General features: G+C 70.8%; 27 protein-coding genes and 2 pseudogenes. 9 read left to right on the plus strand and 20 right to left on the minus strand.

All coding sequences use genetic code 11. The features are described from left to right. Positions 1-438 precede the first annotated feature (438 nt). The 4 genes from ACFY3C_RS41365 to ACFY3C_RS41380 form a co-directional block, all read right to left on the minus strand. Positions 439-990, minus strand: coding sequence for a hypothetical protein (locus tag ACFY3C_RS41365; RefSeq protein ID WP_390774533.1), 552 nt, complete (start codon positions 988-990; stop codon positions 439-441). Between the two features lie 3,718 nt (positions 991-4,708). Then, entirely contained in the window at positions 4,709-5,044 is a 336-nt protein-coding gene (locus ACFY3C_RS41370) for a hypothetical protein (RefSeq protein ID WP_390774534.1), read from the minus strand. A 349-nt stretch (positions 5,045-5,393) separates the two neighbouring features. Continuing rightward, on the minus strand, positions 5,394-5,798 hold the full coding sequence (locus ACFY3C_RS41375) for a DUF302 domain-containing protein (RefSeq protein WP_386575218.1): 405 nt from the start codon (positions 5,796-5,798) through the stop codon (positions 5,394-5,396). Positions 5,799-5,949: 151 nt separating this feature from the next. Then, a complete protein-coding gene (locus tag ACFY3C_RS41380; protein ID WP_390774605.1) occupies positions 5,950-6,138 on the minus strand; it encodes a hypothetical protein in 189 nt (62 codons plus the stop codon). Between ACFY3C_RS41380 and ACFY3C_RS41385 the strand changes: the two are divergent. The 3 genes and pseudogenes from ACFY3C_RS41385 to ACFY3C_RS41395 all read left to right on the plus strand — a co-directional run bounded on the left by ACFY3C_RS41385 (position 6,049) and on the right by ACFY3C_RS41395 (position 7,338). Further along, positions 6,049-6,602, plus strand: a pseudogene (locus ACFY3C_RS41385) (rhodanese-like domain-containing protein). The gene ACFY3C_RS41380 and the pseudogene ACFY3C_RS41385 sit on opposite strands and share 90 nt — an antisense overlap. Before the next feature lie 48 nt (positions 6,603-6,650). Then, positions 6,651-7,040, plus strand: coding sequence for a rhodanese-like domain-containing protein (locus ACFY3C_RS41390; RefSeq protein ID WP_390774535.1), 390 nt, complete (start codon positions 6,651-6,653; stop codon positions 7,038-7,040). Positions 7,041-7,083: 43 nt separating this feature from the next. Further along, a complete protein-coding gene (locus ACFY3C_RS41395) occupies positions 7,084-7,338 on the plus strand; it encodes a TSUP family transporter (protein ID WP_390774536.1) in 255 nt (84 codons plus the stop codon). A 21-nt stretch (positions 7,339-7,359) separates the two neighbouring features. Here ACFY3C_RS41395 and ACFY3C_RS41400 read toward each other — a convergent pair whose 3' ends face one another. Continuing rightward, complete coding sequence (locus ACFY3C_RS41400; protein WP_390774537.1) at positions 7,360-7,647, minus strand: metal-sensitive transcriptional regulator; 288 nt, start codon at positions 7,645-7,647, stop codon at positions 7,360-7,362. 81 nt (positions 7,648-7,728) lie between these two features. Between ACFY3C_RS41400 and ACFY3C_RS41405 the strand changes: the two genes are divergently transcribed. Further along, a complete protein-coding gene (locus ACFY3C_RS41405) occupies positions 7,729-8,223 on the plus strand; it encodes a rhodanese-like domain-containing protein (RefSeq protein ID WP_390774538.1) in 495 nt (164 codons plus the stop codon). Between the two features lie 61 nt (positions 8,224-8,284). Here the strand turns inward: ACFY3C_RS41405 and trxA are convergent, their stop codons facing one another. Continuing rightward, positions 8,285-8,653, minus strand: a complete 369-nt coding sequence (trxA, locus tag ACFY3C_RS41410) for a thioredoxin (RefSeq protein ID WP_390774539.1) — start codon at positions 8,651-8,653, stop codon at positions 8,285-8,287. A 72-nt stretch (positions 8,654-8,725) separates the two neighbouring features. Between trxA and ACFY3C_RS41415 the strand changes: the two genes are divergently transcribed. Then, the gene (locus ACFY3C_RS41415) at positions 8,726-8,983 is read left to right on the plus strand and encodes a hypothetical protein (RefSeq protein ID WP_390774606.1); all 258 of its coding nucleotides are present in this window, start codon (positions 8,726-8,728) and stop codon (positions 8,981-8,983) included. A gap of 238 nt (positions 8,984-9,221) precedes the next feature. On the opposite strand, the pseudogene ACFY3C_RS41420 reads toward ACFY3C_RS41415, so the two are convergent. Both ACFY3C_RS41420 and ACFY3C_RS41425 read right to left on the minus strand, forming a co-directional pair. After that, positions 9,222-9,656, minus strand: a pseudogene (locus ACFY3C_RS41420) (hypothetical protein); the annotation flags it as partial. Positions 9,657-9,690: 34 nt separating this feature from the next. Next, positions 9,691-10,095, minus strand: coding sequence for an OsmC family protein (locus ACFY3C_RS41425; RefSeq protein ID WP_386575225.1), 405 nt, complete (start codon positions 10,093-10,095; stop codon positions 9,691-9,693). A 322-nt stretch (positions 10,096-10,417) separates the two neighbouring features. Between ACFY3C_RS41425 and ACFY3C_RS41430 the strand changes: the two genes are divergently transcribed. Genes ACFY3C_RS41430 through ACFY3C_RS41440 form a run of 3 tightly spaced genes read left to right on the plus strand, consistent with a single transcriptional unit; the run spans position 10,418 to position 12,538 of the window. Further along, complete coding sequence (locus ACFY3C_RS41430; RefSeq protein ID WP_390774540.1) at positions 10,418-11,659, plus strand: NAD(P)/FAD-dependent oxidoreductase; 1,242 nt, start codon at positions 10,418-10,420, stop codon at positions 11,657-11,659. Positions 11,660-11,712: 53 nt separating this feature from the next. Then, positions 11,713-12,030 carry a TusE/DsrC/DsvC family sulfur relay protein gene (locus ACFY3C_RS41435; protein WP_386575227.1) on the plus strand — a complete coding sequence of 106 codons (318 nt, stop codon included), beginning with the start codon at positions 11,713-11,715 and terminating at the stop codon, positions 12,028-12,030. A gap of 28 nt (positions 12,031-12,058) precedes the next feature. Next, the gene (locus tag ACFY3C_RS41440; protein ID WP_386575228.1) at positions 12,059-12,538 is read left to right on the plus strand and encodes a DsrE/DsrF/DrsH-like family protein; all 480 of its coding nucleotides are present in this window, start codon (positions 12,059-12,061) and stop codon (positions 12,536-12,538) included. On the opposite strand, the gene ACFY3C_RS41445 is transcribed toward ACFY3C_RS41440, so the two are convergent. The 5 genes from ACFY3C_RS41445 to ACFY3C_RS41465 all read right to left on the minus strand — a co-directional run bounded on the left by ACFY3C_RS41445 (position 12,529) and on the right by ACFY3C_RS41465 (position 17,587). Beyond that, a complete protein-coding gene (locus ACFY3C_RS41445; RefSeq protein ID WP_390774541.1) occupies positions 12,529-12,903 on the minus strand; it encodes a rhodanese-like domain-containing protein in 375 nt (124 codons plus the stop codon). The two genes, ACFY3C_RS41440 and ACFY3C_RS41445, sit on opposite strands and share 10 nt — an antisense overlap. Before the next feature lie 78 nt (positions 12,904-12,981). After that, complete coding sequence (locus ACFY3C_RS41450) at positions 12,982-14,367, minus strand: rhodanese-like domain-containing protein (protein ID WP_390774542.1); 1,386 nt, start codon at positions 14,365-14,367, stop codon at positions 12,982-12,984. A gap of 125 nt (positions 14,368-14,492) precedes the next feature. Further along, positions 14,493-15,722, minus strand: coding sequence for an FAD-dependent oxidoreductase (locus tag ACFY3C_RS41455; RefSeq protein WP_390774543.1), 1,230 nt, complete (start codon positions 15,720-15,722; stop codon positions 14,493-14,495). 47 nt (positions 15,723-15,769) lie between these two features. Continuing rightward, positions 15,770-16,039, minus strand: a complete 270-nt coding sequence (locus tag ACFY3C_RS41460; protein ID WP_390774544.1) for a rhodanese-like domain-containing protein — start codon at positions 16,037-16,039, stop codon at positions 15,770-15,772. Positions 16,040-16,573: 534 nt separating this feature from the next. Beyond that, positions 16,574-17,587 carry a L,D-transpeptidase gene (locus ACFY3C_RS41465; RefSeq protein WP_390774545.1) on the minus strand — a complete coding sequence of 338 codons (1,014 nt, stop codon included), beginning with the start codon at positions 17,585-17,587 and terminating at the stop codon, positions 16,574-16,576. Positions 17,588-17,847: 260 nt separating this feature from the next. Here ACFY3C_RS41465 and ACFY3C_RS41470 point away from each other — a divergent pair, with 260 nt between their 5' ends. Then, positions 17,848-18,489, plus strand: coding sequence for a phosphatase PAP2 family protein (locus tag ACFY3C_RS41470; protein WP_390774546.1), 642 nt, complete (start codon positions 17,848-17,850; stop codon positions 18,487-18,489). Positions 18,490-18,516: 27 nt separating this feature from the next. Here ACFY3C_RS41470 and ACFY3C_RS41475 read toward each other — a convergent pair whose 3' ends face one another. The 7 genes from ACFY3C_RS41475 to ACFY3C_RS41505 are packed head-to-tail and all read right to left on the minus strand — an operon-like array spanning position 18,517 to position 26,198. Next, a complete protein-coding gene (locus ACFY3C_RS41475) occupies positions 18,517-19,860 on the minus strand; it encodes a glutamate-1-semialdehyde 2,1-aminomutase (RefSeq protein WP_390774547.1) in 1,344 nt (447 codons plus the stop codon). A gap of 7 nt (positions 19,861-19,867) precedes the next feature. Next, on the minus strand, positions 19,868-20,419 hold the full coding sequence (locus ACFY3C_RS41480; protein ID WP_386575237.1) for a dTDP-4-dehydrorhamnose 3,5-epimerase family protein: 552 nt from the start codon (positions 20,417-20,419) through the stop codon (positions 19,868-19,870). Then, on the minus strand, positions 20,416-21,648 hold the full coding sequence (locus ACFY3C_RS41485; protein ID WP_390774548.1) for a polysaccharide pyruvyl transferase family protein: 1,233 nt from the start codon (positions 21,646-21,648) through the stop codon (positions 20,416-20,418). Before ACFY3C_RS41485 ends, ACFY3C_RS41480 begins: the two co-directional genes overlap by 4 nt. Further along, positions 21,645-22,601, minus strand: a complete 957-nt coding sequence (locus tag ACFY3C_RS41490; RefSeq protein ID WP_390774549.1) for a glycosyltransferase family 2 protein — start codon at positions 22,599-22,601, stop codon at positions 21,645-21,647. Before ACFY3C_RS41490 ends, ACFY3C_RS41485 begins: the two co-directional genes overlap by 4 nt. Continuing rightward, entirely contained in the window at positions 22,598-23,905 is a 1,308-nt protein-coding gene (locus ACFY3C_RS41495; protein WP_390774550.1) for a hypothetical protein, read from the minus strand. Before ACFY3C_RS41495 ends, ACFY3C_RS41490 begins: the two co-directional genes overlap by 4 nt. Continuing rightward, complete coding sequence (locus ACFY3C_RS41500; protein ID WP_390774551.1) at positions 23,902-25,176, minus strand: DUF4910 domain-containing protein; 1,275 nt, start codon at positions 25,174-25,176, stop codon at positions 23,902-23,904. Before ACFY3C_RS41500 ends, ACFY3C_RS41495 begins: the two co-directional genes overlap by 4 nt. Continuing rightward, complete coding sequence (locus ACFY3C_RS41505; protein WP_386575241.1) at positions 25,173-26,198, minus strand: NAD-dependent epimerase/dehydratase family protein; 1,026 nt, start codon at positions 26,196-26,198, stop codon at positions 25,173-25,175. The genes ACFY3C_RS41500 and ACFY3C_RS41505 overlap by 4 nt, the downstream gene beginning before the upstream one ends. Position 26,199: the final 1 nt, after the last annotated feature.

Raw genomic sequence — 26,199 nt, forward strand, 5'->3', positions numbered from 1 at the left:
TGACCTTGATCACCAAGGTCAGAGTCAGACGAAGATCACCAAGTGGGTCACTTTTGATCCGCCGTCAGAGGGTCAGCGTTCGGCCGTCGTCGAGAGCCCCTCGAACGCCTGGCCCCGGGCGCGCCGTCGAAGCCGGGTGGGTCGACACGTGCTACGAGCCGGGCGAGCGGTCCCGGATGTTCTACGCGATCCGTCATGGACGACTGACCGACATCACGCATTCAAGTTCAGTAGCAGTGGAGAGCATTCCCTGTCGTAGCAGTGAAGTCCTCATCGATGGAATCGGTATCGACGCAGCAAACCTGGGTGCGCTTGCGTGCCTCTCGGTTCCCAGGTTCACCTGCCCACCGCTTCAAGGTGTCGGCGATCTTGTGACAGTTGTCGCTGTTATGTGTCAACTAGAGGCGTCAGCCGCAGTCGCACGCGGGGATCATCGGTTCAGCCCTCGCGCGGCCAGTCGACCACGAGACGGCTGTAGGTCTTGTCGATGACGAAGCGCGGCTCGGCAGACGTCAGTTGGTCGCGGGCGTCGCCGACGGCCATGCGGAAGCGGGGTTCTGGCCCGTCGTTGCCCCAGCCGCGGTCCCACTCGATGATCTCGGTGGCGACCTGGTCGGCGAGTTCGTCGGCGCGCGGCCCGTGGCCGATGACGCCGATCTCCCCGAACCAGCCCTCCTCGTCCTCGCCGTTGCGCAGGGTCAGGTAGGCCAGAGTGTCGCCTTCGAGCGCGGCCAGGGAGCCCCAGGGGAAGTGCGGGGTGAAGTCGGGGCGGGAGCCGGGCATGCGAGACAGGCCGTTGGGCAGTACGGACGCCAGGTACAGGTACAGGTACAGGTACAACCACTCGAAGGGGGCGCCCTTGCGAAACTTCACGCCGCTGTAGACAGTGGCCTGCTTCTGGTCCAGGACGGTGCGGATCGCTTCGCGGTCCACGTCCTGCTCACTGAAGGTCTCCAGGCGGCTGGCACGCCCCTCACCGACCACCACCACGCCCACTTCCTGCCCTGGGACAGCAACCACGACCGCCGCATCGACGAAATCATCATCTGGACCCCCGGAGGACTCGACACCGAGGAACTCGACGCCATTCACCAAGCCACCACCGGGACCATCGGCGTCCCGGAAGGCGTCCCGGGCCCACGCCGCCTCCACCTCCGCATCACCGCCTACGGAGCAGCGGCTGACGTCCTCCCCGCTGAATGGACCAAACCCTCCGCTCGCTACACCAGCGTCACCCCCTTCATCCCAGCGCGACACCCGAAGGAACGCCAGACACTCACCGAGTTCTTCACCGCCGAGGCGGCCCGCGAACTCGCCCACCGCCATCACCCCGCCCCAGCTCAGAGCAAGATCCTTCAGGCGACTGGCCGCTCTACACCCAACACCGCCGGACAAAACGCGAGACCCGCAACGACAACCGACCTAGCCGCGGACTCCACCTCACCTTCAACGAACCCATCAGCGGACCAATCCCCCTCGGCCGCCACAGCCACTTCGGCCTAGGACTCCTCCTCCCCACCCCCACTTCGGAACCGCAAGCGCACCAGCGACACCCGGAAAGCACCGAGGTGTAATCTCCAAAATCGCCATACCTATCCATATGGGAGGGTGAGATCACTACCAGGCCAGACACAGAATCCGCAGCTCACGCGGCCTATCCGCGGTCTGTCTGGCCGGGACTCCATCGCAGGGTCGGGGGCGGCATGGCAGGCACCGACCCGTCATTCGCCTGTCCGCGGCCTGCCCGGCCGCAGCCCCATCGCGGGCCGGTCGCCGTGGTTGAGCTCCGCGGGGTCACGCCGCCTGTCCGCGGCCTGCCCGGCCGCGGTCCCATCGAAGGAGCGGACTCTGTTCGGTGAACTGGAGAGTAACCGTACGTCCGCGGCCTGTCGGGCCGCGGCCCCATCGCAGGTGCACATTGCCCTTGGCCTGGATGCCGTCCACCGACTGTCCGCGGTCTCCCCGGCCGTGGCCCCATCGCAGGTATTCGTGCGCCCACCACATGACCAGCCGCTCGTCTTGCCCCGGACTTGCCGCGGCCCCATCGCAGGATTGACAACGACGGCTGGCTGGGCGGCATCGTCGGACCGTCCGCGACCTGCGTGGTCGCGGCCCCATCGCAGGCACCAGTACTCCACCGCAAGCGGCGTCGACCAGGACGCTGTCCGCGGCCTGCCAGGCCGCCGCCCCATCGCAGGGTCTGGCAGAAACTCCAGGCGACCTGGACCGGCATCTGTCCGCGGCCTGTCCGGCCGCGGCCCCATCGCAGGCACGTCGTCGCAGGTCCGATCGTCGCCAAGCTTGCACTCCTCCCCGGCCTTCCCGGCCGCGGCCCTATCGCAGGCGCCAGTAGGCGAGGATGGCCTGGCAGTACGTGCCGCTGTCCGTGGCCTGCCCGCGTCACGGCTCAATCGCGGGAACGTTCGCCGACGGGTGCGAGCGAAGAATTCGCCGGCCGTCCGCGGTCTGTCAGGCTTGCGGCCCCATCGCAGCAGCTTGAAGGTCGCCCACGTGTTACGGCTGGGGAGGAACTGTCCGTGGCTTGCCCGGCCGCGGCCCCATCGCAGCGTCGTCTCTTCGAGGTCGGCGCCCCCGACCGTGGCGACCTGTCCGCGGCTTGCCCGGCCACGGCCCCATCGCAGGTGGACCGACACAGCCAGCACTCGTCTGGCCCCCGACTGTCCACGGCCTCCCTGTCCGCGGCCCCATCGCAGGGATCTGCCCAAGGGGCGGCGCGACGAGTACACGCGGGCTGCCCGCGGCCTGTCAGGCCGCGGCCCCATCGCAGGTGGATGTACCGGTCGTCCTCGACCGGCGCGGGGATTCTGTCCGAGGCCTGCCCAGCCGCAGCCCCATCGCAGGTCTTCCCAGGACCTGGACTTCTGCCGTGGGACGGTCACCTGTCCGCGGTCCTGGTCGGCCGCGGCCCCATCTCAGGCGCCCGTCGACACGGATTGTCACGCCCTCCTGCTTGCTGTCTGTGGCCCGCCCGGCCTCAGTCCCATCGGAGGTTCGCCCGGTTCATGCCCAGGCACTCGGCCTCCGGAGCTGTCCGCGGCCTGTCGGGCCGCGGCCCCATCGGGCGGGAACCGACGCCGGCCAGCCACGGCCCGTACACCACTGTCCGTGGCCTGCCAGGCCGCGGCCCCATCGCAGGTCCTTCGTGTCCTCGTCCAACACGATCTGGACCGGGTCTGTCCGGCCAATGGCGCGTCCAATGTCATCAACGCCAGTCCGTCAGCGGCCCCATTGCTGGTTTCCGGGCACCCTCGATCTGGGCACGCACACCTACGCCTGTCCGCGGTCTGCCAGGCCGCGGCCCCATCGCAGGGGCCGCTTCTCGGCGTCCTTCGGGCCCGACTTGCTCGGCTGTCCGCGGCCCGCTCGGCCGCGGCCCCATCGCAGACAGAAACCCGGCTCACCGTTGCTCAGCGCACATTCACCTGCCCGGGTTCTCACCGTCCGCGGCCCCATCGCAGGGGCACCGCGCTGGAGCACACCGCCGTCAACGGGCCCCTGTACGCGGCCTGCCAGGCCACGGCCCCATCGCAGGGCCTACGGCGCGTACCAGCTGGCCCTTCCCAATGTCTGTTCCGGGATGGCGTGCCCGACTGCGGCGACCTGCCCGCGGCTTGCACGGTCGCGGCCCATCGCAGGGCGGACGTCCGCGCGAAGATCCAGCGGTCTCGCCGTCTGTCCGTGGTCGGCCCGGCTGCGGCTCCATCGCAGCCCCGTTCAACTCCCGAGCCGGCCCTGATCGAAGGCGTGTCCCCGGCTTGTCCGTCCACGGCCCCATCGCAGGCCGAAAGCCATGGCGGCTGCCGCGGTGAACTGCTGCGCTGTCCGGGGCCTGCCCTGTCAACACGGAGAGTGAGGACGTGCCTTCGGATGCCGCCTTGCAGGCAGCTGCTGGACTCGTTTTGAGGGGCGTTAGTCATCACCGTCGACTTCCCGTGCTGGTTCCGTGCTGACTTCCGTGACCAGAATTGCAGAAAACCGCAGGTCCTAGCCCCGATCGGATGAGTTGTCGTACCACTCGATGGTGGTGCCGATGAGGCTGGCGGCGACGATGCGGGGGAGGCTGGCGGGGGGTGGGGGAGCGGATGCTGCTGCGGAGGCCATGTGCCCACTTCCTCGTGTGCGGTGGGGACGGGTACGTGTCGGCACACGGTAGGAAGACGCAGGTCAGGGGCACATGTGGTGGGGCAACATAGTTCGAGGGTTGGCTATGCGCGCAGCCACCATGCCGGCTCACGGAACTCGGACATCTTGGGTTGATCGACTCAGAGTCGTTGCGAGGTAGGTGACCGGACTGAGAGACCGAGCCCAGCCCCGTGGGCATCGTCCAGGGCCGGATCGCGTGTCCCATCGGGTGCGTAGGCCGGGGACCGTTCCGCGCGCAGCGGCAAGTGAGTGCAGTACCAAGCCCGCTGGGCGCCTGCTCGGCAAAAGCTCGGGTCCGGGTCATGGACGGCGGCAGCCATCAACGGAGCGAAGAGTTCTTCGGGCAGGCCGGCGCGTTCGAGTAGTGGCCTGCGTACCGCGTGGGCCAGGCGCCGCGCTTGTACACCCCGGAGACAGCATCCGCCTCGCAGACTGGACCACCGGCATCCACCGCCACGCCATCACCACCGTCTGCCTGCGACTCCACCGGCAGCGGTGATTGAACCTTTCCCAATCGCCTCCCTGCAGCTTGGACGCCTGCTGGTCAGCGCGGCTCGAATCCGCAGTAGGTCCGATGGACGTAGCGGTAGGCCGCGATGACGCCGGCAACATAGCCGCGGTTGTACTCAGCGGACGCCCCGGGCTTGCCGCCCCGTCCACGAGGGTCGCCGCGGATGCAGTCGCGGGCGTATGCCAGGCCGTCCCGGTATCCGTCCTTGTAGCCCTGGTCGTAGGGGGAGATCGTCGCTGAACCGGGCTGCGCGACCGCTGCCGGGGCAGACGGTGCCTCGAATGCCTGCGCGGTCGCTGACAGCGGGAACAGGAGCGCGGTGGCAGCCACCGGGGTCGCCAGGAGAACACTCAGCCGCTTCGCTTGCACAGTTTCCTCCTTCGGGCGGAAAACAAGCCGCCAGGAACAAGTCCCCGACTCGGCCGGGTGACTCCTCCCCCTTGTTCGACTGGACCTACGTGGTGGAGGGGAGGGCTCTGGCTGCCGGCGTCTGAGACAAGTGCCGCAGCCGGCAATGCTGTTACAGCGCGCGCAAGCCTCTCAAACAGACTAGGCCGGGCGATTGCACGCCGCGACCTGAGAACGCTGCGCAGGCAAGCGGCAGCATTCCGACAACCGGCAGGAGGATTGCCTCGTGATCATTGAGTTGCGGCGCTCTGCGATCACCGGAGTGGGCCTGTCATGGCTGGCCGTACGCGTGCACTGACCCGGCGCGCCGTCAGACGGTCGTGTCGCCCGACGCGAGGGACGCGAGAGCTGCGTCGAGGCGGCGGGTGGCCTCCTCCGCGACCGGGCGCAGGGCGTCGAGTTCGGTGAGGGCGACCATGGTGTTGGGGTCGAGGGCCTGTACGGCGGTGCGGTCGCCGTCGCGGCGGACGACCACGTTGCAGGGCAGCAGCAGGCCGATCGAGCGGTCGGTCTCCAGGGCGCGGTGGGCGAGGGGCGGGTTGCAGGCGCCGAGGATGACGTAGTCCTCCATGTCGTGGTCGAGCTTGGCCTTGAGGGTGGCGGTGACGTCGATCTCGGTCAGGATCCCGAAGCCCTGAGCGGCGAGGGCGTCGCGGGTGCGGGCGACGGCGGTGGCGAAGTCGGTGTCCAGGCGGACCGTGCGGTCGTAGCGCATGGGCGTGGGCCTTTCTCGGCGGCTTGCCCGGCGGGACGGGTGTCCCGCCGGGTGCGAGGCACTCGTGCGGTGTCTCCCGGGGTACGTCCTGTCCTCGTAAATACCCCCAGGGGTACTCAAACTACCGTCCAAGATATACCCCCAGGGGTAATTATTCGCTGGAAGGGAGTACCCCGTGCTCTTCGTCGACACCATCGAGGCGCCGGGGCTCGGCAACCCCAGCCATCTCGCCGGCGGCGAGCGGACGGCCGTGGCCGTCGACCCGCCCCGCGACGTCGCCCGGGTGATCACCGCGGCCGCGTTGCGCGGCGTGCGGATCGCACACGTCGTCGAGGCGCACGTGCACAACGACTACGTCACCGGCGGCCCGGAGCCGGCCCGCCGCACGGGCGCCGCCCACCTCGTGCCGGCCGGGGCCCGGGTGTCCTTCGAGCGGACGCCCGTGCGCGACGGCGATGTCACGGCCCTCGATGCCGGCCTGACGCTGCGCGCGCTGACCACCCCCGGCTGGCGACGTTCGCCGACCTGGCCGGGCGCGCGCGGGAGGGTGTGGTCGTCCTGGACATCCGGCGTGGGTCGGAGCGGGCGGGCGGGTGCGTCGAAGGCTCGGTGCACATCCCGACCCGCGCTCTGCACCGCCGCCTCGACGAAATCCCGGACGGCGAGGTGTGGGTGCACTGCGCGGGCGGCATGCGCGCCGGTATCGCCGCCTCCTCGCTGGATGCCGCCGGGCGCACCGTCGTCGCCGTCGCCGACTCCTTCGCCGCGGCCGAGAAGGCAGGACTGGCCGTCCGGGCCGCCTGACGCCGGCCGTACCCACATCCGAAACAGAAACAGGAGGGAGAAACCGGGATGAGCATCTTCCGGCGGAGCCGAGGCGGCTCGGGCCGCGTGACCGTGCAGGAGGCAGCGGCACGCAGCGGCCACGGGCGCACCGCCGAGGGCGGTGGCGAGACCGTGCTGTTGGACGTGCGCGAGCCGTACGAGTGGCAGGCGAGTCACGCGCCCGGAGCCGTGCACCTGGCCCTCTCGGCACTGGCTGCCGGCGCGGGACTGCCCACGCAAGCCCAGGCGCGGCCCCTGATCGTGATCTGCCGCTCCGGCAACCGCTCCCGGCAGGCCGCCGAACTGCTCGTCGCCCGCGGCTCCCGAGCCGTGGACGTGATCGGCGGCATGCGGGACTGGGCCGGAGCCGGGCTGCCCGTGGTGGACGCGCGCGGCGCTAACGGCACAGTTGCGTGAGCGCGGTCATACTTGCCCTGTTGCGCCGGTCGGGGTGCTCGGGATGCGGATGCGCAACGCGGTGGGCACCAGCCTGCTGGGCATCACCGCCAACTCGCCGGCCGCGCTGGCGATGCGCGCGGACACGGTCGAGGGACTCGACCGGGCCGTCGTCGGCCCGTTCGTCGGGGCCGCGATCCTCGGCGGATGGGACGGCAAGTGGCTCGCCGCGAAGATCTCCGGGCACACGCTCCAGCGGATCTTCGCCCTTGTGCTGCTGGCCGTTGCGGCCTTCATGCTGATCGACGCGGTGCTGTGACGGTCGCCGCTGCGGACGCCCTTACGCCAGGGACAGGAACAGCTTCTCCAGCCGTTCGCGCATCTGCTCGCTGTCCTCGCCGCTCTTGCGCCCGGACTCGATGTCCGTCACACACTGCTGCAGGCCGGTTGCGATGATCGCGAAACCGGCGCGGTCCAAGGCGCGCGAAGCCGCCGCGAGTTGCGTGACGACGTCCTCGCAGTCGCGCCCCTCCTCGATCATCCGGATCACACCGGAGATCTGACCCTGCGCGCGGCGCAGCCGGTTCAGCACGGCCTTCAGGTCCGCACCCGCAAGCTCCAGTTCCACGATCACTCCTCGGAATATACCCCCAGGGGTACTGTACGTCCCGGTTCGGGACGGCGTCGACCATTAAGGATCACATCTGTCATGACCGCCCCTGTCGACCTCGATATCGCCCAGGCCCGCACCCGACTCCACGAGTTCGCCGTCATCGACGTGCGCACGCCCGCCGAGTACGCCTCCGGTCACCTCGTCGTGTGCGCCTCCGGGGCCCGTTCGGAGAACACCTGCAAGCTCCTGGCCGAGCAGGGCGTCACCACAGCGACCCTCGCCGGCGGCACCGGCGCCTGGGCCGCCGAAGGGCACGACCTGCACCGCCCGGCTGTCCGCGACGCCCGTGCCGGCTGGAGCATGGAGCGCCAGGTCCGCTTCACGGCCGGCGCCCTGGTGCTCCTCGGCCTCCTGCTCGGACTCCTCGTGCACCCGGCCTTCCAGTTCCTCTCCGCCGGTATCGCGGGCGGCCTGGTCTTCTCCGCCCTCATGAACACCTGCGGTATGGCGGTCGTCCTGGGCAAGCTGCCCCACAATCGCCCCCGTACGGCTGATCTCGACGACGCGCTGGCCGCTCTGCGCGGCCGCTGAGCAGCGGGTTCGCTGGGTGGCGCGTTCGGGGCGCGTGGTTCCACGTGCGCTCCGAAGCGTGTCAGTTCGCTCCCACCCTGTCTGCGGCCTCGCGGCGCGCGTCCTCCATGTCGACGGCCCGGACCTTGCCGATGAGTTCCTCCAGGGCCTGCGGTGGCAGCGCGCCGGGCTGGGCGTACAGCACGGTCCGGTCGCGGACGGCCATCAGCGTGGGGATGGACGAGATCCGGAAGGCCGCGGCGAGTTCGGGCTGTGCCTCGGTGTCGACCTTGCCGAAGACGATGTCCGGGTGGCGTTCCGCCGCCTTCTCGTAGACGGGGCCGAACATCCGGCACGGGCCGCACCAGGCCGCCCAGAAGTCGATCAGCACGATGTCGGAGCCGGTGACGGTCTCCTCGAAGTTGTCCTTGGTCAGTTCCACGGTCGGCATGGGTTCCGCTCCCCTCTCATATACCCGGTGGGGTATGGATGTCCGTACGGTTCAACCGGCGCCGGGTCGGGTTTGTTCCACGCAGACCGGCGGCAACGAGAACGCCTCTTCGCCCAGTCGACGGTGGCGGGCTTTTGGGGTGGTGAGCCGGTCGTCGGCCGTGGAGCGCACATCGGTCAGGGGCAGCGGCGGGTCGGCGCGGCCGTCGCGGTGGCGCCACTGCCAGGTGTGCGGGCCGAGGCGGTACTCGGGCAGCAGCCGGTGGCCGTGCGTGGCGATCAGGTCGGCGGCGTCGATGAGGTAGTCGCGGACGGGTCGCTGATGAAGTAGTTGAAGTTGACGCGGGTCCAGCCGGGTTTGATGCCGTCGCAGCCGTGCACGACGCCGTCGAGCAGGGCGTGGGAGGTGGCCGCGTCGATGGCGAGCAGGCGGTGGCCGTACGGTCCGGCACACGAGCAGTCGCCGCGGGCCTGGACGCCGAAGAGGTCGTTGAGCAGGGCGACGACGTAGTTGTGACGGACAGCCGCCGGGCGTGGTGGTTGCCGAGGATCTCGATCCGGCGGTTGCGGTCCCGGTGCGCCGGCGCCCGCCGCCAGTGGCGCTCCTCGGCGGCCTGGACTGTGTCGGTGCCGACGGCCTCTGTGAGGGCGAAGACCAGGCCGGCGTGAATGGACTCGACGATGGCCGGGGTGCCGCCCTCCTCGCGGGCGACCAGGTCGTCGAGGTAGCGGTGGCCGAGCGGCTCGACAAAGGCGACGGTGCCGCAGCCGGGCGGGGTGGGCACCGGGTTGCGGGCCAGTTCACGGCGTACGACGAGGGCCCCCCGGGGTCTGCGGACTGCCGACGAACTTGTGCGGGGACAGGAAGAGCGCGTCGTGCGCGTGTTGCCGTAGCGCGGCACCACCTGCTCGCGGACGAAGTCTTCGGTGAAGTCCAGTGAGCGGCCGGAGGCGGTGTAGTCGGCGTAGACGATCCGCTTCGGGCCGTAGGGTCCGTCGAGCACCTCATCGGCGACACACCCGGTGCCGAGGACGTGCTCAGGACTCCAGCTCTATGTCGACCTCGGGCGGCTGGCGGAGGGTGTTGTGGACGGTGCAGTGCGAGGCCACGGCCAGCAGGCCCGCACGGCGCTGCTCGGGCAGCTCCGGCGGCGGGGCGATCACGAGGCGCAGGGAGGTGACGCGCGCCGGGCGGTCGGCGGCCATGGTGAACTCCGCACGGACGCGCAACCCGGCGCGGGGCAGGCCGTGCCGCTGTAGGTAGCGGCCCGCGTAGAACGCCACGCAGGTGGCCAGGGAGGCCGCGAAGAGCTCGGTCGGGGTGGGTGCGGTGTCCGTGCCGCCCGCCTCCAGGGGTTGGTCGACCCGGAGGCGGTGTCCGCGGATGTCCACCGTGTACGCGTCCTGCTCGACGTGGATGACTTCCAGGCGATGGTCATCCATGGGCTGCGGACGGTTCGTGCCGAGGGGCTGTGGTGCGCTGCCGGTCATGGCCGGGCCCTTCTTGCTGGTGTCGGCTGCTCCGGATTCCAGTCGACCGCCGAGCACGGGGGCGGGGCGAGGGGCCGACGGGGTGCGCCGAGGACCGTTCGACCCTCGTGCCCCCAATCGCGCTGATATACCCTGCCGGGTATTTTGCCAGGGGATTCGTGTGGCCGAGCGGGCCCCGTGGTGACGGGCGCCGCCGAAGGTATACCCGGGTGGGTACCCGACCCGGGCCGGTCGGCCCATGCCTCGCTGTCATCATCCGCACGACAGTGGAGGCATGGGCAAACACATCGTGATTCTCGGCGGCGGGACCGCCGGCACCATCACGGCGAACCGCCTGTGCCGCACGTACGGCGAGAGCGGATACCGGATCACGGTCCTCGACCAGGACGACGACCACGTCTACCAGCCCGGTCTGCTGTTCGTCCCGTTCGGCCTGGCCGAGCCGCATCACCTCGTGCGCTCCCGGCCGCGGCAGCTGCGCGCCGGCGTCGGCTACAAGCAGGCCCGGATCGAGCGGGTCGACCTGGACGCGCGGACGGTGCACCTCGCCGGGGGCATCCGGCTGTCGTACGACGTTCTCGTGGTCGCCACCGGGGCCGCGCTGCTGCCGGAGGAGACCGAGGGGCTGACCGGCAAGGGCTGGGGAGAGAAGGTCTTCACCTTCTACGACCGGCCCGGCGCGATCGGCCTGCACCGCGCCCTGGAGCGCTTCCAGGGCGGCCGGGTGGTGATCGACGTCGCCGACCTGCCGCTCAGGTGCCCGGTGGCGCCCCTGGAGTTCGCCTTCCTGGCCGACTGGTACTTCCAGCGGCGCGGCATCCGCGACCGGGTCCAGCTGACGTACGCCACCCCGCTCGACGGCGCTTTCACCAAGCCGGTCGCGGCGAAGGCGCTGGGCGGGCTGCTGGCGGACAAGGGCATCGAGCTGGTCACCGAGTTCACGCTCGGCGAGGTCGACGGTGCCAGGGGACGGCTGGTGTCGTACGACGAACGGGAGCTGCCGTTCGACCTGGCGGTGGTCGTGCCACTGCACGGCGGCGCCGAGTACGTCGGCCGTTCGGACGGGCTGGGCGACGAACTGGGCTTCATACCCGTCGACCCGCACACCCTCCAGCACCCCGACCGCCCCGAGGTGTTCGCGATCGGGGACGCGGCGGGCCTGCCGGCGTCGAAGGCGGGGTCGGTGGCGCACTTCGAGGGCGAGGTGCTGGTTCGCAACATAGGCCGGTTCCTGGCCGGGCGGCCGCTGGACGCCTCCTTCGACGGACACACCAACTGTTTCGTGGAGACCGGCTTCCACAAGGCCCTGTTGATCGACTTCAACTACGACACAGAGCCACTGCCCGGTCACTTCCCGGGTCCGGTCGGTCTGCCGCTGCTGAAGGAGTCGCACGCGAGCCATCTCGGCAAGCTGGCCTTCGAGTGGCTGTACTGGCACAGCCTGCTGCCCGGCCGGGAAGTGCCCGGGATCGGCTCGGCGATGCCCGAGCACGGCAAACACCACGTGTCCGCCTGAGACCACGTGTCCGCCTGAGACCACGTGTCCGTCCGAGGAGAGAGGACCCCACCATGCCCACAGCCACCTACGACGGCACCACCGTGCCCGTCGATGACGAGGGTTTCTTCACCGACCCGGCCCGGTGGACCGAACCGATGGCCGACCAGATCGCCCGCGAGGCGGGTATCGAGACGCTGACCGACCGGCACTGGGCGGTCATCCGCTTCATGCGCGAGCAGTACGCGGCCAAGGGCACCGGCCCCACCGTGCGGGTGCTGGGCAAGACCTCGGGCGTGAGCGTCAAGGAGCTTTACCAGCTCTTCCCCAAGGGTCCGGCGAAGACCGCCGCGAGGATCGCCGGGATCCCCAAGCCGCGCGGCTGCATCTGAGGTGCACCTGAAAAGGAAGGGGCTCGCCATGGCCGACACGGCAACGACCACGATCGAGAAGGTGTCGATCATCGTCTCCAAGGGTTCCCTGGAGGGGATCTACCCGGCCCTGATCATGGCCAACGGCGCCCGCGCCGAGGGCATCGAGGCCGATCTGTTCTTCACCTTCTTCGGCCTGGACGCGATCACGAAGAAGCGCTGGGAGCACATCAAGCTGGCGACCGTCGGCAACCCTGGCCTGCACCTGCCGACCCTGCTGGGCGGCATGCCGGGAGTCCCGGACCTGGTCACCCGCTACATGGAACGCAAGATGGACAAGCTCGACATCCCGCCGATCCCCGAGTTCATCGAGATGATCGCCGACACCGGCGCGGGCATCTACGCCTGCAAGGCGTCCGTCGACCTCTTCGAGCTCGGCAAGGACGACCTCGTCGAGCAGGTCCAGGGCATCATCACGGTCGGAGAGTTCTACGAGCACGCGGCCGGCGGCCAGATCATCTACACCTGAGTGCCTGGGCGGCCTCCTGGCCCTGCTGTCCGAATGTCGGCGTGCCCACGGCGGTCCTCCGTTTCACCCACGGCGAGGCGTCCAGCCATCTGCAGGTCGGGCAGTCCGGCCTCGGCGAGGGCCTGCCCGGCCTGCGCGTCGCGGGGGACGGAGCGGCAAACGAGTATCACGTCCTCGTCGAGGTGGGGAGCAGTTCGGCGCGGTGCTCGCGCAGGGTGTCGAGGGGGACGTTGGGAGCCGGGGATGTGGGCGGTGCGGTACTCGCCGGGCGTGCGTCCGTCCAGCAGGCGTGGGCCCTCGGCTGACCGGGTCGGTTCGTGCAGGGCGGCGGGATCGAGGCGCGGTTTGCCGGCATGGGTGGCCATGAGGGCCTCACCGTCTTCGGAACTGTTGGGAGTGGGCGGCGGCCGAAGCCCGCGGCCGCCGCCGGGGAGCGCGGCACATCAGACGTCGGCCGACGCCGGCAGGGCGCGCCAGGCGCCGTAGCCGCCGAGCAGGTCGGAGACGTCGGTGCGGCCCTCGTGGCGCAGCAGACTGGCGGCGATGGAGGAGCGATGGCCGCCCGCGCAGTGTACGACCAGGGGACGGTCGGCCGGGATCTCGTCGATACGGCGGGCGAGTTCGGCGAGCGGAATGTGCAACGAGCTCTCGATGAAGCCTTCTTCGCGCTCGGCGGCGTTGCGCACATCCAGCACCAGCGGCGCATCGTCGCCGTCCAGCAGTCGGCGCAGTTCGTCGGCGGTCAGTCGGCTGGCCTGCTCCATCTCGTCGGCCAGGGCGGGGAAGGCGCCCTCGGGTTCGCGCAGATAGCCGCCGACCTTGTCGAAGCCGATCCGGGCGAGCCGGGTGACGACCTCCTCCTCGCGGTCCTGCGGCGCGATGACGACGACCTCCTGCTCGGGGGCGACGACCGTGCCCGCCTGCTCGGCGAAGCGGCCGTCCGCGGGCACGTTGACCGAGCCGCGCAGATGGCCGGGCGCGAAGTCCTGCGGCGAACGGGCGTCGACCACGACCGCTCCCGTCGTGCGCCGCTCCATGAACTCAGCGACCGACAGCGGCCGGGGCATGGTGGCCGCGTCGAACAGGCTGTGCTCCTTGCGGTTGAGGATGGCGTCGTAGACGAAGTAGGCGGGTGCGGACGGCTGCCCCTCCGTCACCAACTTCACGAACCGCTCCTCGCTCATCGGCCGGCAGGCGTAGTTGGTGGCGCGCTGCTCGCCGATGGTGGACTGGCGCTGGGTGGAGAGGTTCTTGCCGCAGGCGGAGCCCGCACCGTGGGCGGGGAAGACCCGCACGGCGTCCGGGAGGGCCATCAGCTTGTGCTGGACCGTGTCGTAGAGCATCCTGCCGAGTTCGTCGGCGGTCACGCCGATCGAGGCCAGCAGGTCGGGCCGACCGACGTCGCCGATGAACAGCGCGTCTCCGGTGAGGACGCCGTAGGGGACGGCGTCGTCGGCGTGCTCGTACACCAGGACGCTGATCGACTCCGGCGTGTGGCCCGGGGTTTCGAGGATCTGGATCCGGACCTCGCCGAGGCTGATGCTCTCGCCGTCGGTCAGCTTGCGGATGGGGTACTCGGCCTCGGCACGCTGCCCGTAGCCGATCCAGGCGCCGGTGCGGTCGGCGAGCTCCAGATGGCCGGCGAGGAAGTCGGCGTGGAAGTGGGTGTTGACGACCGCCTCGATGGTGAAGCCGTGGGCCGCAGCGTCGGTGAGGTATTCGGAGACGTCACGGCGCGGGTCGACGACGACGGCCTTGCCCGTGGTCTCGTCGGCGATCAGGTACGACGCCTGGGAGAGGCAGTCGAGGTAGTACTGGGCGAAGAACATGGTCGGGTGACCTCCATGCCGGAAGTGTTGATTACCCCGGGGGGTATATGGAAGGGTCTGGTCCGCCCTTGTCCGAGGGCGGGTGTGGTGGCCGGCCCGGGTCGGGGGATGCCCGGGCCGACCGGTCAGAGACGGCCGGTGAGCATGCCGTGCCAGTACACCGGCGGCAGCACGTACCGCTTGAACGCCCACATCGTGCGCCGCTCCTTGAAGGGGTCGATCAGCGGGAACGTGGGTGTGGGGTTCAGGTCGTAGTCGAACTCGGCGAGCAGCATCCGGTCGCGGGCGGTCACCAGCGGGCAGGACGTGTAGCCGTCGTACCGGTGCGACGGGGAGCGGCCGTTCATCACGTCCAGCAGGTTCGCCGCGACCACCGGCGCTTGCTTGCGTACGGCCGCGCCGGTCTTCGAGGTGGGCAGGTTGGCCACATCGCCGAGCGCGAAGACGTGGTCGTAGGTGGGGTGCTGGAGGGTGTGCTTGTCGGCGGCGACGAAGCCCTGGGGACTCGCCGGGTCGGCGAGCGGGCTCGCCTTGACCCAGGCGGGGGCGCTCTGCGGCGGCACCGCGTGCAGGAGGTCGTAGCCGATGGTCTCCTTCGTGCCGTTCGCGTGGTCGGTGACCGTGACCTCGCGGCCGGAGCCGTCGACGGCGGTCATCTCGGAGCGCAGCCGCACCTCGATGCCGTACCGCTGGGCCACCTTCTCCAGCACCCGTGACCAGGCGGGCACCTTGAACATCGCCGGATCGGGGAGGACGATGACGATCCGGATGTCGTCGAGCACTTTCCGCCTGCGCCAGTGGTCGGCGGCCAGGTAGGCGATCTTCTGCGGGGCGCCGCCGCACTTCAGCGGGGTCGCCGGGTGGGTGAAGACCGCGGTGCCGGACCGCATGCCCTTGATCAGCTCCCAGGTGCGTGGCGCGAACTCCGGCGCGTAGTTGCTGCTCACCCGGTCATGGCCGACCGCCTCGGCGAGGCCGGGCACCCCGCCCCAGTCGAGCTGGAGGCCGGGGGCCATCACCAGGTGCTCGTAGGTGAGCTCGGCACCGCCGGACAGGCTCACCGTGCGGGCCTCCGGGTCGACGGCCAGAGCGCGGCGGCGGATCCAGCGCACGCCGTCCGGTATCACCGATCCCTCAGGGCGGCGGGTGGTGTTCAAGGGTGCCTGACCACCGCCGACCAGGGTCCACAACGGCTGGTACCAGTGGGTGTTGGACGGTTCGATCAGGGTGATGTCGGTGACGCCTGCGCGGCGCAGGCGGGCGGCAACGCTGATGCCGGCGCTGCCGCCGCCTATGACGGCGACGCGGTGGCGGCCGGAGATCGGTGAGTCGGCGGGGGACGGGGTTGCGGCCAAGGCGGGGCTCCTTTCCGGGTGGCCGGTGTGTGGGTGCCGGACGGGGGTCAGGCGGCGTGCTCGTGCGAACCGGCGACGCGGTGGCGGCCGCCGCGGGCCCAGGCGCCGGTGCCGCCGGCCATGGAGTGGGCGTCGATGTGGCGGGAGTGCACCCAGCCGGCGGCGGTCCTGCTGCGGTTGCCGCCGGCGCAGATCACGTACACCGGCCGTCCGGCGGGCAGTGCACCGCACCGGGTGGGCACGGTGCGCAGCGGCATCAGCCGCGCGCCGGGGACGTGCCCGACCGCGTACCCGTCCGCCTCCCGTACGTCGACCACGAACGCACCTCGGCCCAGGCCGCTGCGAACGCCTCGGGTGTCACTTCACGAGCTACTTCGTTGCCTCCTCAATTACCCCCCTGGGTATCTCTCCGGCGAGCGTACGACCGCTCGCGGGGGAGCGTCAAATACCCTGGGGGGTATTTGCCTGGGAGGCAACCCGCGGCTCGGGGCGGGAGTGGTGAACGAGCCGTTGCCGTTGCCGCTTCCGGCGCGAGCCCGTGCCCGCGCCACAGGCGGTCGAAGACGTGCGGCAGTTCGTCGGCGGGAATGCCGGGGCCGGTATCGGCCACCGCGACGAGTGCTTCGGCGGGTGTGCACCAGTCCTGAGCTGTGGATCGGGAGTGTTGCGGCCTGTAGGGCGGCGGCCGCGACGGGCCTTGGATGTTGCCGGTTTGCCGATTGCCTGGCGCAACGGATTCCAGACGCGGGCAGGCAGCCGTGTAGAAGAGGTCGAACTCGTCCTCGGTCACCTTGTCGTGCTCTCTTCTCACGGCGCGGGGCGCGTGCGGCGCGGGGCCGGTGCGATGGGGGTCATGCGGTCGTGGTGGCGCCGGCCGCGCTGTGCGCGAGCCACTGCTTCCAGGTCAGGTTCCAGTCGCCGTAGCCGTTACCGGCGGCCACGGTGTCCTTGTCCGCCCCGGTGACCGTGACGACGTCGCCGACCCGCACCTGGTCGTAGAAGCGTTGGGCGGCGCCGTCGGAGGCGAGGCCGACACAGCCGTGGGTGACGTTACGGTGTCCGGCCTCGGTGTTGGCCCGCGGATTCTGGTGCACGTATGTCCCCGACGTCGTCAGGTGCACGGCCCAGAAGTAGTCGCCGCGGTACTCGTTCCCGAGGCCCACGGTGCGGGAGTCCATGAGCACCTTGCGCTGCTTGTCCATGACGACCATCGTCCCGTTCCAGGTGTCCGTCCCCGGCGCCCCGGTGGTGACCGGGATGCGCCGCGTCGTACCGCCGGTGCGGACGGTCATCATGTGTGTCTTCGCGTCGACCGTGGCCACCAGCGACCGGCCGATGACGAAGTGCCGGGCGCCGTGCGAGCCCAGACGGAGAGTGACCCTGGTGCCGGACTGCCAATAGGCGGTGCTGGGGCGGAAGTCGACACGCTGTCCGTCCAGGAGGCTGCTGTCCTTCACCCAGCTCCATGCCCCCTTCGTGCCCGACGAGGTCTGTACGCGCAGCCAGTTCTCGACACCCTTGCGCTCGGCAGCGGGAACCGGCCGGGAGAAGGTGACGGATATGGGCATGCCCACACCCACCGTCTGCCCGTCGGGTATGTTCACCCGCGCCTGCGCCAGCACGGCGGGCTCCGGCACCGACGGAACCGGGCGTGCGCCGGACGCCCTGCCCGCGCCTTCGTTGTCCCTGCCCGCGGTCTTCCCGTCCGCCGCGGCGGAGGCCCCGACCCCCGCCGAGTCACCGGCAACCCTGACGCCGTAACCCGCGTCCGCCGAACAACCGACGGCCGAGAACAGGGCCGAACAGGCCACGACAACGGCGCCGAAACGGCCGGCGGTCCAACCGGCCGAACGGTCCACGTACATGAAATCCCCCTGGATGAGGTGCGGTATCGCCTCTAATACCAACGGGCTCGGAGGCGGGTTGCATCGGAGCGAAACCTTCTTGCCGGGCAGCTGCACGCGGGGGACACAACCTGCTTCCTCCGATTTGTCGTGCACGTCGTTTCCCGGACGGGGTACGCGGCGCTCTGATAGAAGTGCTCGGGGCACAGGAAGGTCGCCGAATGCAGGCCGGGCAGTCTTCAAGAGGGCCTGGAACAGGGGAAACAGGAAGGCGCTGATTCATGACTGCCCACCGGTCGGATGAAGGGCCGCACCTCGGGCTGATTGCGGCCCTCGCAGCGCTGGTGGTCGTCGTGCTCGGGGTCCTGTATGCCGACGACAGCAAGCCCGGCATGGTGGATGCGCGGATCTGGGCGGCGGTGTATGGCGTGGGGCCGACGTGGCGGCATGTCGCTCTGGCCATGGACTTCTTGGGGGAGCCCGTGGGAGCGGCAACGCTGGTCGTGGCCGCCGTGACGGGCTGCCTGCTGCTTCGGCGTCCTCGCGCGGCGGTGCTCGTCGTTGCCGGTCTTGGCGTGACCGTGGGGACGGCGACGCTGCTCAAGCACCTGGTGGGACGCACCATCCACGGCGACGGCAACCTGTCCTATCCGAGCGGGCACACCGCCTTCCTCACCGCGCTCGCCCTTGTGGTGGCGCTGCCCGCGACCGGCCGGCTCGGCCTCGGCAGGACGGCCGGCATGTCACTCGTGCTCGCCGCGGCGCTGGTTGCCGGCGCCGCCATGGGCTGGGCGCAGGTCGCCCTGGGCGCGCACTACCCGACCGACGTCCTCGGCGGTTGGTGCACCGCGCTGGCGGTGATACCAGCGACAGCCTGGCTGGTCGATCGGATGGCCGACGCCGTTGGGCGGGAGCGTCACTGACGTCATGTCATGTCGCGTCAGGTCACTTCACGCCAAGCGGCGGAATACGGGCTTCACCGGTCGTCCGGCCAACCAGGGGGTGGGGTCGGCGGCGTCCAGTGCCTTCCGGTACACCGCACATGCCTGGGCCACCACGTCGACGGTGTGATCGATGTCGGCGTCGTCGAGCGCGCTGCTCACCACGAACGACGGGGCCAGCACCCCGCCCGCGAGGAGCCGGCGCAGGAACAGGGTGCGGTACTGCTGCGACGGCTGCCGGTTCTCGTCGAGGGTGGCGAAGACCAGGTTGCTGGCCCGGCCCCGGACGACGATGTGGTCGCCGACGCCCATGCCGGCCGCGGCCTCGCGGACACCGGCGGCCAACCGCTCGCCGAGGGTGTGCAGTTGTGCCGTGATGCCCTCCTCGACGTAGGTGGTCTGCACGGCCATCGCGGCTGCCAGGGAGTGTGTTTCCGCACCGTGCGTGGTGGACAGCAGGAACACCCGGTCGCCGGAGTGACGCAGCCCGCCCCGCTCCATCAGATCGCGGCGCCCGGCCAGCGCGGAGACGGCGAATCCGTTGCCCAGCGCCTTGCCGAACGTGGAGAGGTCGGGGACGACGCCGTACATGCCCTGGGCGCCCGCCTCGGACCAGCGGAAGCCGGTGATCATCTCATCGAAGACCAGTACGCAGCCGTGCCGGTCGGCCAGTTCACGCAGGCCGGAGAGGTACCCGGGCGGCGGCTCGGTGTGGGTGGCGGGTTCGAGGATCAGGCAGGCGACCTCGTCCTGATAGCGAGTCAGCAGATCCTCCGTGGCGGCCAGGTCGCCGTAGGGGAAGGACACGGTCAGCTCGGTGGTCGCCGCCGGAATGCCGGCGGACATCGGTGTGGTGCCGATGAACCAGTCGTCGACGGAGAAGAACGGATGGTCGGCGCAGACGGCCACCCGCGGGCGCCCGGTGGCGGCGCGGGCGAGGCGCACCGCGGCGGTGGTGGCGTCGGAGCCGTTCTTCGCGAACTTCACCATCTCGGCGGTCGGCACCGTGGCGAGGAAGCGTTCGGCGGCCTCGACCTCCACGATGGACGGCCGGACGAAGTTGCTGCCGCGGTCGAGTTCCCGCCGCACCGCCTCGATCACGCGTGGGTGGGCGTGGCCGAGGCTGACCGACCGCAGGCCGGAGCCGTACTCGATGTAGCGGTTGCCGTCGACGTCCCACACGTGGGCACCGCGGCCGTGGCTGATGACCGGGGCCAGGTTGTCGGGGTACTGGTCGTCACCCTTGGCGTAGGTGTGCGCGCCCCCGGGGATCATGGCGTGCAGCCGCTCGTTCGCCAGTCGCGACCGGGGCAGGAGGAACTCGCCGTTCCCGTCGGTGTGTTCGGTGTCCACGCCGGCCTCAACTCTCCTTTTGCTTCAGGACCTCGGCGAGGCTCGGCGCCTCCCGGTCCCGCTGGGACATCGAAGTGACCGGCAGGGGCCAGGGAATGGCGAGTTCCGGGTCGTCGAAGGCGATCGTCACGTCCTCGGCCGGATCGTGCGGGCGGTCGATCCGGTACGAGGTGTCGGCGGTTTCGGTCAGCGCCTGGAAGCCGTGTGCGCACCCCGCCGGGATGTACAGGGTCGTCTGCGTCTCGCCGGACAGCTCGAAGAAGGCCCGGCCCAGGTAGGTCGGCGAGTCCGGCCGCAGGTCCACGACCACGTCGAAGATCCTCCCGTACGAGCACCGCACCAGCTTGGCCTCGCCGGCACCGGAGCGCAGGTGCAGGCCGCGCAGCACACCCCGGACCGAGCGGGACACGCTGTCCTGGACGAAGGCGTCCGGGTCGAGGCCCACCGAGCGGACCACGTCGGCGTCGAAGGTGCGGCAGAAGAAGCCGCGCTCGTCGGCGTACGGGGTCGGCTCGAACAGGTACGTGCCCGCGATCGCCGGGACTTCGGTCGCCTTCATGGAGCCTCCCGCACAGTGTGGGCGTGGCCGGTCGTCGGGAACAGGGTTGTGGTCAAGGCGGTGAACTGGTGCTCCAGGCGCCGGGCGGCAGCCAGGTTCCGCTCGGTGAGGGTCTGTCGCAGCTCGGCCGATCGCTGTTCCAGCGCCCGGAACTGTTCGAGCAGCCGGTCGGCGTCGACCTCGCGCGCCGGGTGGCAGTACGCGCCGAGGCCCATCCGCTCCATGAGCGCGTCGCTCTTCGCCGCGTAGCAGAGGGCGAGCACGGGTGTTCCCGTCTTCAGCGCGCAGATCAGGTTGTGGTAGCGGACGGCCACCACGGTGTCGGCAGCTGCCATCTCCTTCATCAGGTCGGCCAGTGAGGCCGGCTCGGCAGCGGTGACCAGCGGTGAGTCCACCGCGTCGAGGATCGCGGCGACCACCGACGCATCGCACTCGTCGCCGGTGAGCAGCCGGACCGGCCTGCCTTCCTCGACCAGCGCGCGGACGAACCGGATCGTCCCGTCGAGGTAGCGCCGGTATATCTCCTCGGCCCGGGCGCGGTCGTCGTTGCCGCCGTGGAAGTCCATGACGCCGACGCAGACCGGGCCCGGCGAGCCCGAGGGTGTGCTCGCCGGCGGTGCCGGCAGGGCGAACGCGAGGTCCGGGTAGACCTCGTCGCGCGCGGTGTCCACGCCCATCGCCCGCATCGCGTCGCGGGACTGGGCGTCCCGGTACGACCGGTACGCGGCCAGCCGCGCCGACCAGCGCACCAGGGCCCGGGTGGGCCGGTTGCCGATCTCGGCGGCGCCGACGCTGACCAGCGCGACCCGGGTGCCCAGCAGCCGGCCGCTCGCGCAGAGCAGGAACAGCGCGTACGGGAACCCCCACGGCCGCAGCGGCAGCGTGGCTTCCAGGACGCCCATGCCCGGCACGATCACCACGTCGTGCCGGCGCACCCATGCGGCGGTGCGGAAGACGTCGACGAGTTTGCCCAGACCCTTCGCCGCGATCGCGCCCGCACGTGACGCGGTCCGGTACTCCGCGCGGTTCCAGTGCAGCCGCGTGGCGGGGATCCCGAACCGGGTCGTCACAGCCTCGGGCCCGCCGCACAGGGCGTCCACGACCGCCTCCGGGTGCTCGGCGCGGAGGTACCCGAGCACGGCTTCGAGCGACCCGTCGTTGCCGAGGTTGCCGGAGCCGAGCAGGCCGAACACCCCGACGCGCACCGGAGTTTCGTCCGCGGACGTCATGCCTGCCCTCCCATACGACCCTCACGGCCGGCGACGAGGGCGTCGACGGAGACCGTGAGCAGGGCCGGGTCGACCGGGGCGCGGTCCTCGACCCGCTCGCCGGCGCCCGGCCGGACCCGGCTGGTCATCCACGCGGTCAGGTGGCGGTAGCACGCGCGCCGGTCGGCCGGGGACAACGGCGCCCGCCGGACCGCCGAGGCGAAGCCCCAGATGTACTCGGCGAGCAGCCGGGGCGTCGGATGCAGCGGGCCTGCCCGGCGCGGGTCCAGGTTGACGCACCGGGAGCGCTTGGAAGGGTTCGCCCGCTCGGCGCGGGTGGGGTGGTCGCGGCGGAAGTACAGCAGCTCCGGCACCTGGTGGAAGCGCCCGTGCAGGGTGATCTCGGCGACGAACGTGCGGTCCGCGTGGTGGTAGCTGTCCATCGGTTTCACCCGGCGCAGCATGTCGGCCCGCATCACCCCGTAGAAGTCGTCGCCACCCGGCTCGAACAGCAGGCTGCGGAAGCGCTCCGGGGGGCGCGGTGAGTCGGTGGCGAGCGTGTACTCGTAGGGGACCTTCACCTGGCCGGTGCCGTCGATGACCGCCTGGTCGGCGTGCGCGAGGATCACGTCCGGCCGCTCGTCCAGCGCCTCCACGCAGCGCCGCAGCAGGTCGCGGCCGTAAAGGTCGTCGTGCGAAGCCCACTTGAACAGCTCGCCGCGGGTCTCGGCGAACACGCGGTTGTGGTTCGGCGTGGCGCCGATGTTCCGGGGCAGCCGGAGGTAGCGGATGCGTGAGTCCTGCGCGGCGTACGTGCGGCAGATGTCCTGGGTCCCGTCGGTCGAGGCGTTGTCGGAGATGACCAGTTCGAAGTCCTCGTAGGTCTGGCCGAGCAGGGCGTCGAGCGACTCGGCGAGGTACTCCTCGCCGTTGTACACGGGCAGGCCGATGCTCAGCCTGGGTCGGGCGGTCATGAGGTCCTCACTTCGGGGATGGGATGGTGGTGGCGCTCGCGCAGGGCGGACCGCAGCTGCAGCCACCACACGGCCGAGCCGCTGACGGTCGCGGCGGCGACGCCCCAGGCCGAGCCGACCGTGCCGGCCACGACCGCCCCGCCGAGCCCGCCGCTGACGTAGCAGGCGGAGGCGAACAGCTGGCAGCGCAGGCTGCGCCGGGCCGCGCCGAGCGCGCGCAGCCCGGCCGCCGCGCCGGTGCCGAGGCCCGCGCCCGCGACGCCGAGGGTGATCGGCACGATGAGCTGTGCGGCGGAGTGCCAGACTCCGCCGAGCACGAGCTCGCCGAGCCGGTCCGGCATCAGCAGCAGCGCCCCGCCCCAGAACAGTGCGGCGGCGGCCTGCCCGCCGCCGAGGAGGAGGCAGAACTTCCCGAGCCGCTGCGGGGCCTGCCGCAGCACCCGTGCCGCCTCCGGGACGGTGACCAGCGACAGCCCCATCAGTACGGCGAGGAAGGGGCCCATCAGCAGCTCGGCGCCCCGCACCGCACCGACCGCGCCGACCCCGACGATCGCGCCGAGCCCGTACGCCCGCAGCTGGCTCGCGCCGCTGAGGCTGACGTTCTCGACCAGGTACCGGTAGCCGAGATCGCGCTGTTCGCGAAGCCACCCGCGCGCCTCGGTCACCCGGGGCCGGATCCCGGACTGGAGGTAGCCGTACCCGGCGGCCACCGCGGCCGACGCGCCCCAGGCGAGCACGAACGCGGCCACGCTGCCCACGCGGGCCGCCACGACCATGGCCGGGACGAGCGCGATGCCCCACATGACGTCGTTGACGAACGCCTTCCGCCCGGTGCCGGCGGCGAAGAACGAGAACCGCCAGGCGTCCTGCAGCAGCAGCCCCGGCAGCATGACGCCGAGGCAGGCGAACGCGGGCCCCACGCGGCCGCCGAGAGCGAGGCCGGCCACCAGACACACCGCGCCGATGGCTGCACCGACGCCGAGCGCGGTACCCGACGACCGGGCCACTGCCCCGCGCCAGGACGCCTCCGACACGCCGCTGAAGCGCACCACGAGCGGGTCGGTGGCAAGGCCGCGGGAGACGTTGAGCACCACGCCGTAGGTCACCCAGGCCAGGCTGAACACGCCGAACGCGGTCAGCCCCAGCGAGCGGGCCACGTAGATGCCCACCACGAAGTTGCTGATGCTGGAGGCCGCCTGGTCGGCCAGTCCCCAGGAGAGCCGGCCGACGAGGGCCCGCCGGGCGGAGCCGGCCGGTGGCGCCGTTGTCTGCGGATTCTCCCCCTCGATGGTCATCGGCGTCATGCCTTGATCAGCCCGGCGCCGCGCAGAGCACCGGCCGCGGCGGCGACGGTGTCGAACGGGAGCCCGGACCGCTCGGCGACGTCCAGCAGACTGTGCTCGCCGTCGGAGAGGTTGAGCACCCAGAGCATGGCCATCTGGGCCTGCTTCGCGTCGCTGCGGCCGCCGAGCGAGTCGTACAACCCACGCCGGCCCAGCTGTGGTTCGCCGTAGGGGCTGAGGTTGAGGTACCGCCGGTTGCGGTCGAGGACGGCGAACGCCTCGCGGCAGACTGCAAGGGTGTCCGCCATCGCCTGCGGGGAGACGAAGTCCAGGTTGTCCGCCGAGGTGTGGTACTCGGGGTAGCCGGCGTACGGGGTCCGGGTGAGCGAGCCCACGCCGAGATCGAACCCGGGCGAGCAGAACTGCCGCTCGTCGTAGCCGTACGGAGTGAACTCGGTGACGTGGTGCGGGCGTTCGGATGCGGCCAGCACGTGCCGCATCACCCGGTCGATCTCCGCGTCGCCGCGCCTGCTCTGCTTGTACGTCAACCGGCCCGGGTCCCCGGCGCAGGCCAGCACAAGGCCGTGCTTGACCCGGTCCACCCGCTCCGCGTTGCGGGCCAGCCAGGTGATCGCCCCGATGGTGCCGGGCGCGTAGATGAACCGGTAGGTGTAGTACGGCGTTTGCTCGGCCAGCGCCCGCGCCAGGAACGTCGCCACCGCGATGCCGGCCAGGTTGTCGTTGGCCAGCGACGGGTGGCAGACGTGGCAGGAGACGATCACCTCGTCGGGGACCTGCCCGGGGACCACATGCTCGGCGTAGGTGAGGTGGCCGTCCGCGAGTGTGGAGTCGATGCGCACCTCGTACTCGCCGTCCGGCAGCGCGTCCAAGGTCTCCTGGGCCAGGCAGAACCCCCACTCCGGCTTGTAGTAACTCGTGCGGTACGGCACCCAACTCGGGTGGTCCGGCAGGGTGTGCAGGTGTTCGCGCAGCTCGGCCAGCGGCATGGTCGCCGACACCGGCACGCTGTAGCCGAGCACGTGCAGGCTGGACGCGGTGAAGTCGACGACCCGGTGGCCGGCGGTGTCGGCGATGTACGCGTCCCGGATGTTCCACTCCTGAGGCACCGTCCAGTCGAGCACCTGAGTCCCGGTCGGCACCTCGTGCACCTGCAGCGGGACGTACTCGCCGACGATCTCCAGGGTGGCGCGCACACCGTCGCCGGTGATGCTCCGGCACAGCGGGTACAACCGCTCCACCAGGGCGTACATCTCTTCGCCGGCGTCGGTCATCGGCGCCACCGCAGGGTGTCGTCGACGGCGCCGGCGTCGTACGCCGCGCGCAGCACGGCAAGGCGGGTGAAGCGTCGGTCGAAGTCCTCCCTGGTCAGCCCGAACTTCCGGTAGGCGTCGGCGAGTTCGAGTGCGCCCCGCTTCACCGTCCACTCGCAGTCGAAGCCGGGGATCGCCGTGCGGAACCGGGAGAAGTCCACCCGGTACGACCGCGGATCGGCACCGGTCTCCCCGGTGATCCGTACCTTCGAGCCGGACACCGCCTCGGCGACCTGCTCGGCGATCTCTGCGACCGTGACGTTGTTGATCTCACTGCCGATGTTGAACGCCCGGTCGTGCACCGCTTCGCGCGGCGCGGTCAGCGCGGCCGCGAAGGCCCGTGCGATGTCGGCGGCGTGCACCAGCGGGCGCCAGGGGGTGCCGTCGGAGAGCACCAGCACCTCGCCGGACAGGAGCGCGTGGCCCACCAGGTTGTTCAGCACGATGTCGGCGCGCAGCCGGGGCGAGTAGCCGAAGGCGGTGGCGTTGCGCATGAACACCGGGGTGAAGTCGCCGTCGGCCAGCGCGTGCAGGTCGTCCTCCACCCGCACCTTCGACTCCGCGTACGGCGTCACCGGGCGCAGCGGGGCGTCCTCGGCGACCAGGTTGTCGCCGCCTGCGGCGCCGTAGACCGAGCAGGTGGACGCGTACAGGAAGCGCCGCACTCCGGCGTCGCGGGCCAGCCGGGCAAGGCGGACGGACGCGTGGTGGTTGATGTCGTAGGTGAGTTCCGGCGCCAGCGATCCCAGCGGGTCGTTGGACAGCGCGGCCAGGTGGATCACCGCGTCCACCCCCGCCACGTGTTCGGCCGTGACGTCGCGCAGGTCCACCCGATGCCCCGGGGGGTCGGCGGGCGGCTCGCCCAGCACGCAGTCGGCGAACAGGCCGGCGTCAAGGCCGACGACCTCGTGCCCGGCGGCCGTGAGGACCGGGGCCATCACGGTGCCCAGATAGCCCTGGTGTCCGGTCAGTAGTACGCGCAAG

The organism is Streptomyces sp. NPDC001410, assembly GCF_042895235.1.
In the GTDB taxonomy this organism is placed as follows: domain Bacteria; phylum Actinomycetota; class Actinomycetes; order Streptomycetales; family Streptomycetaceae; genus Streptomyces.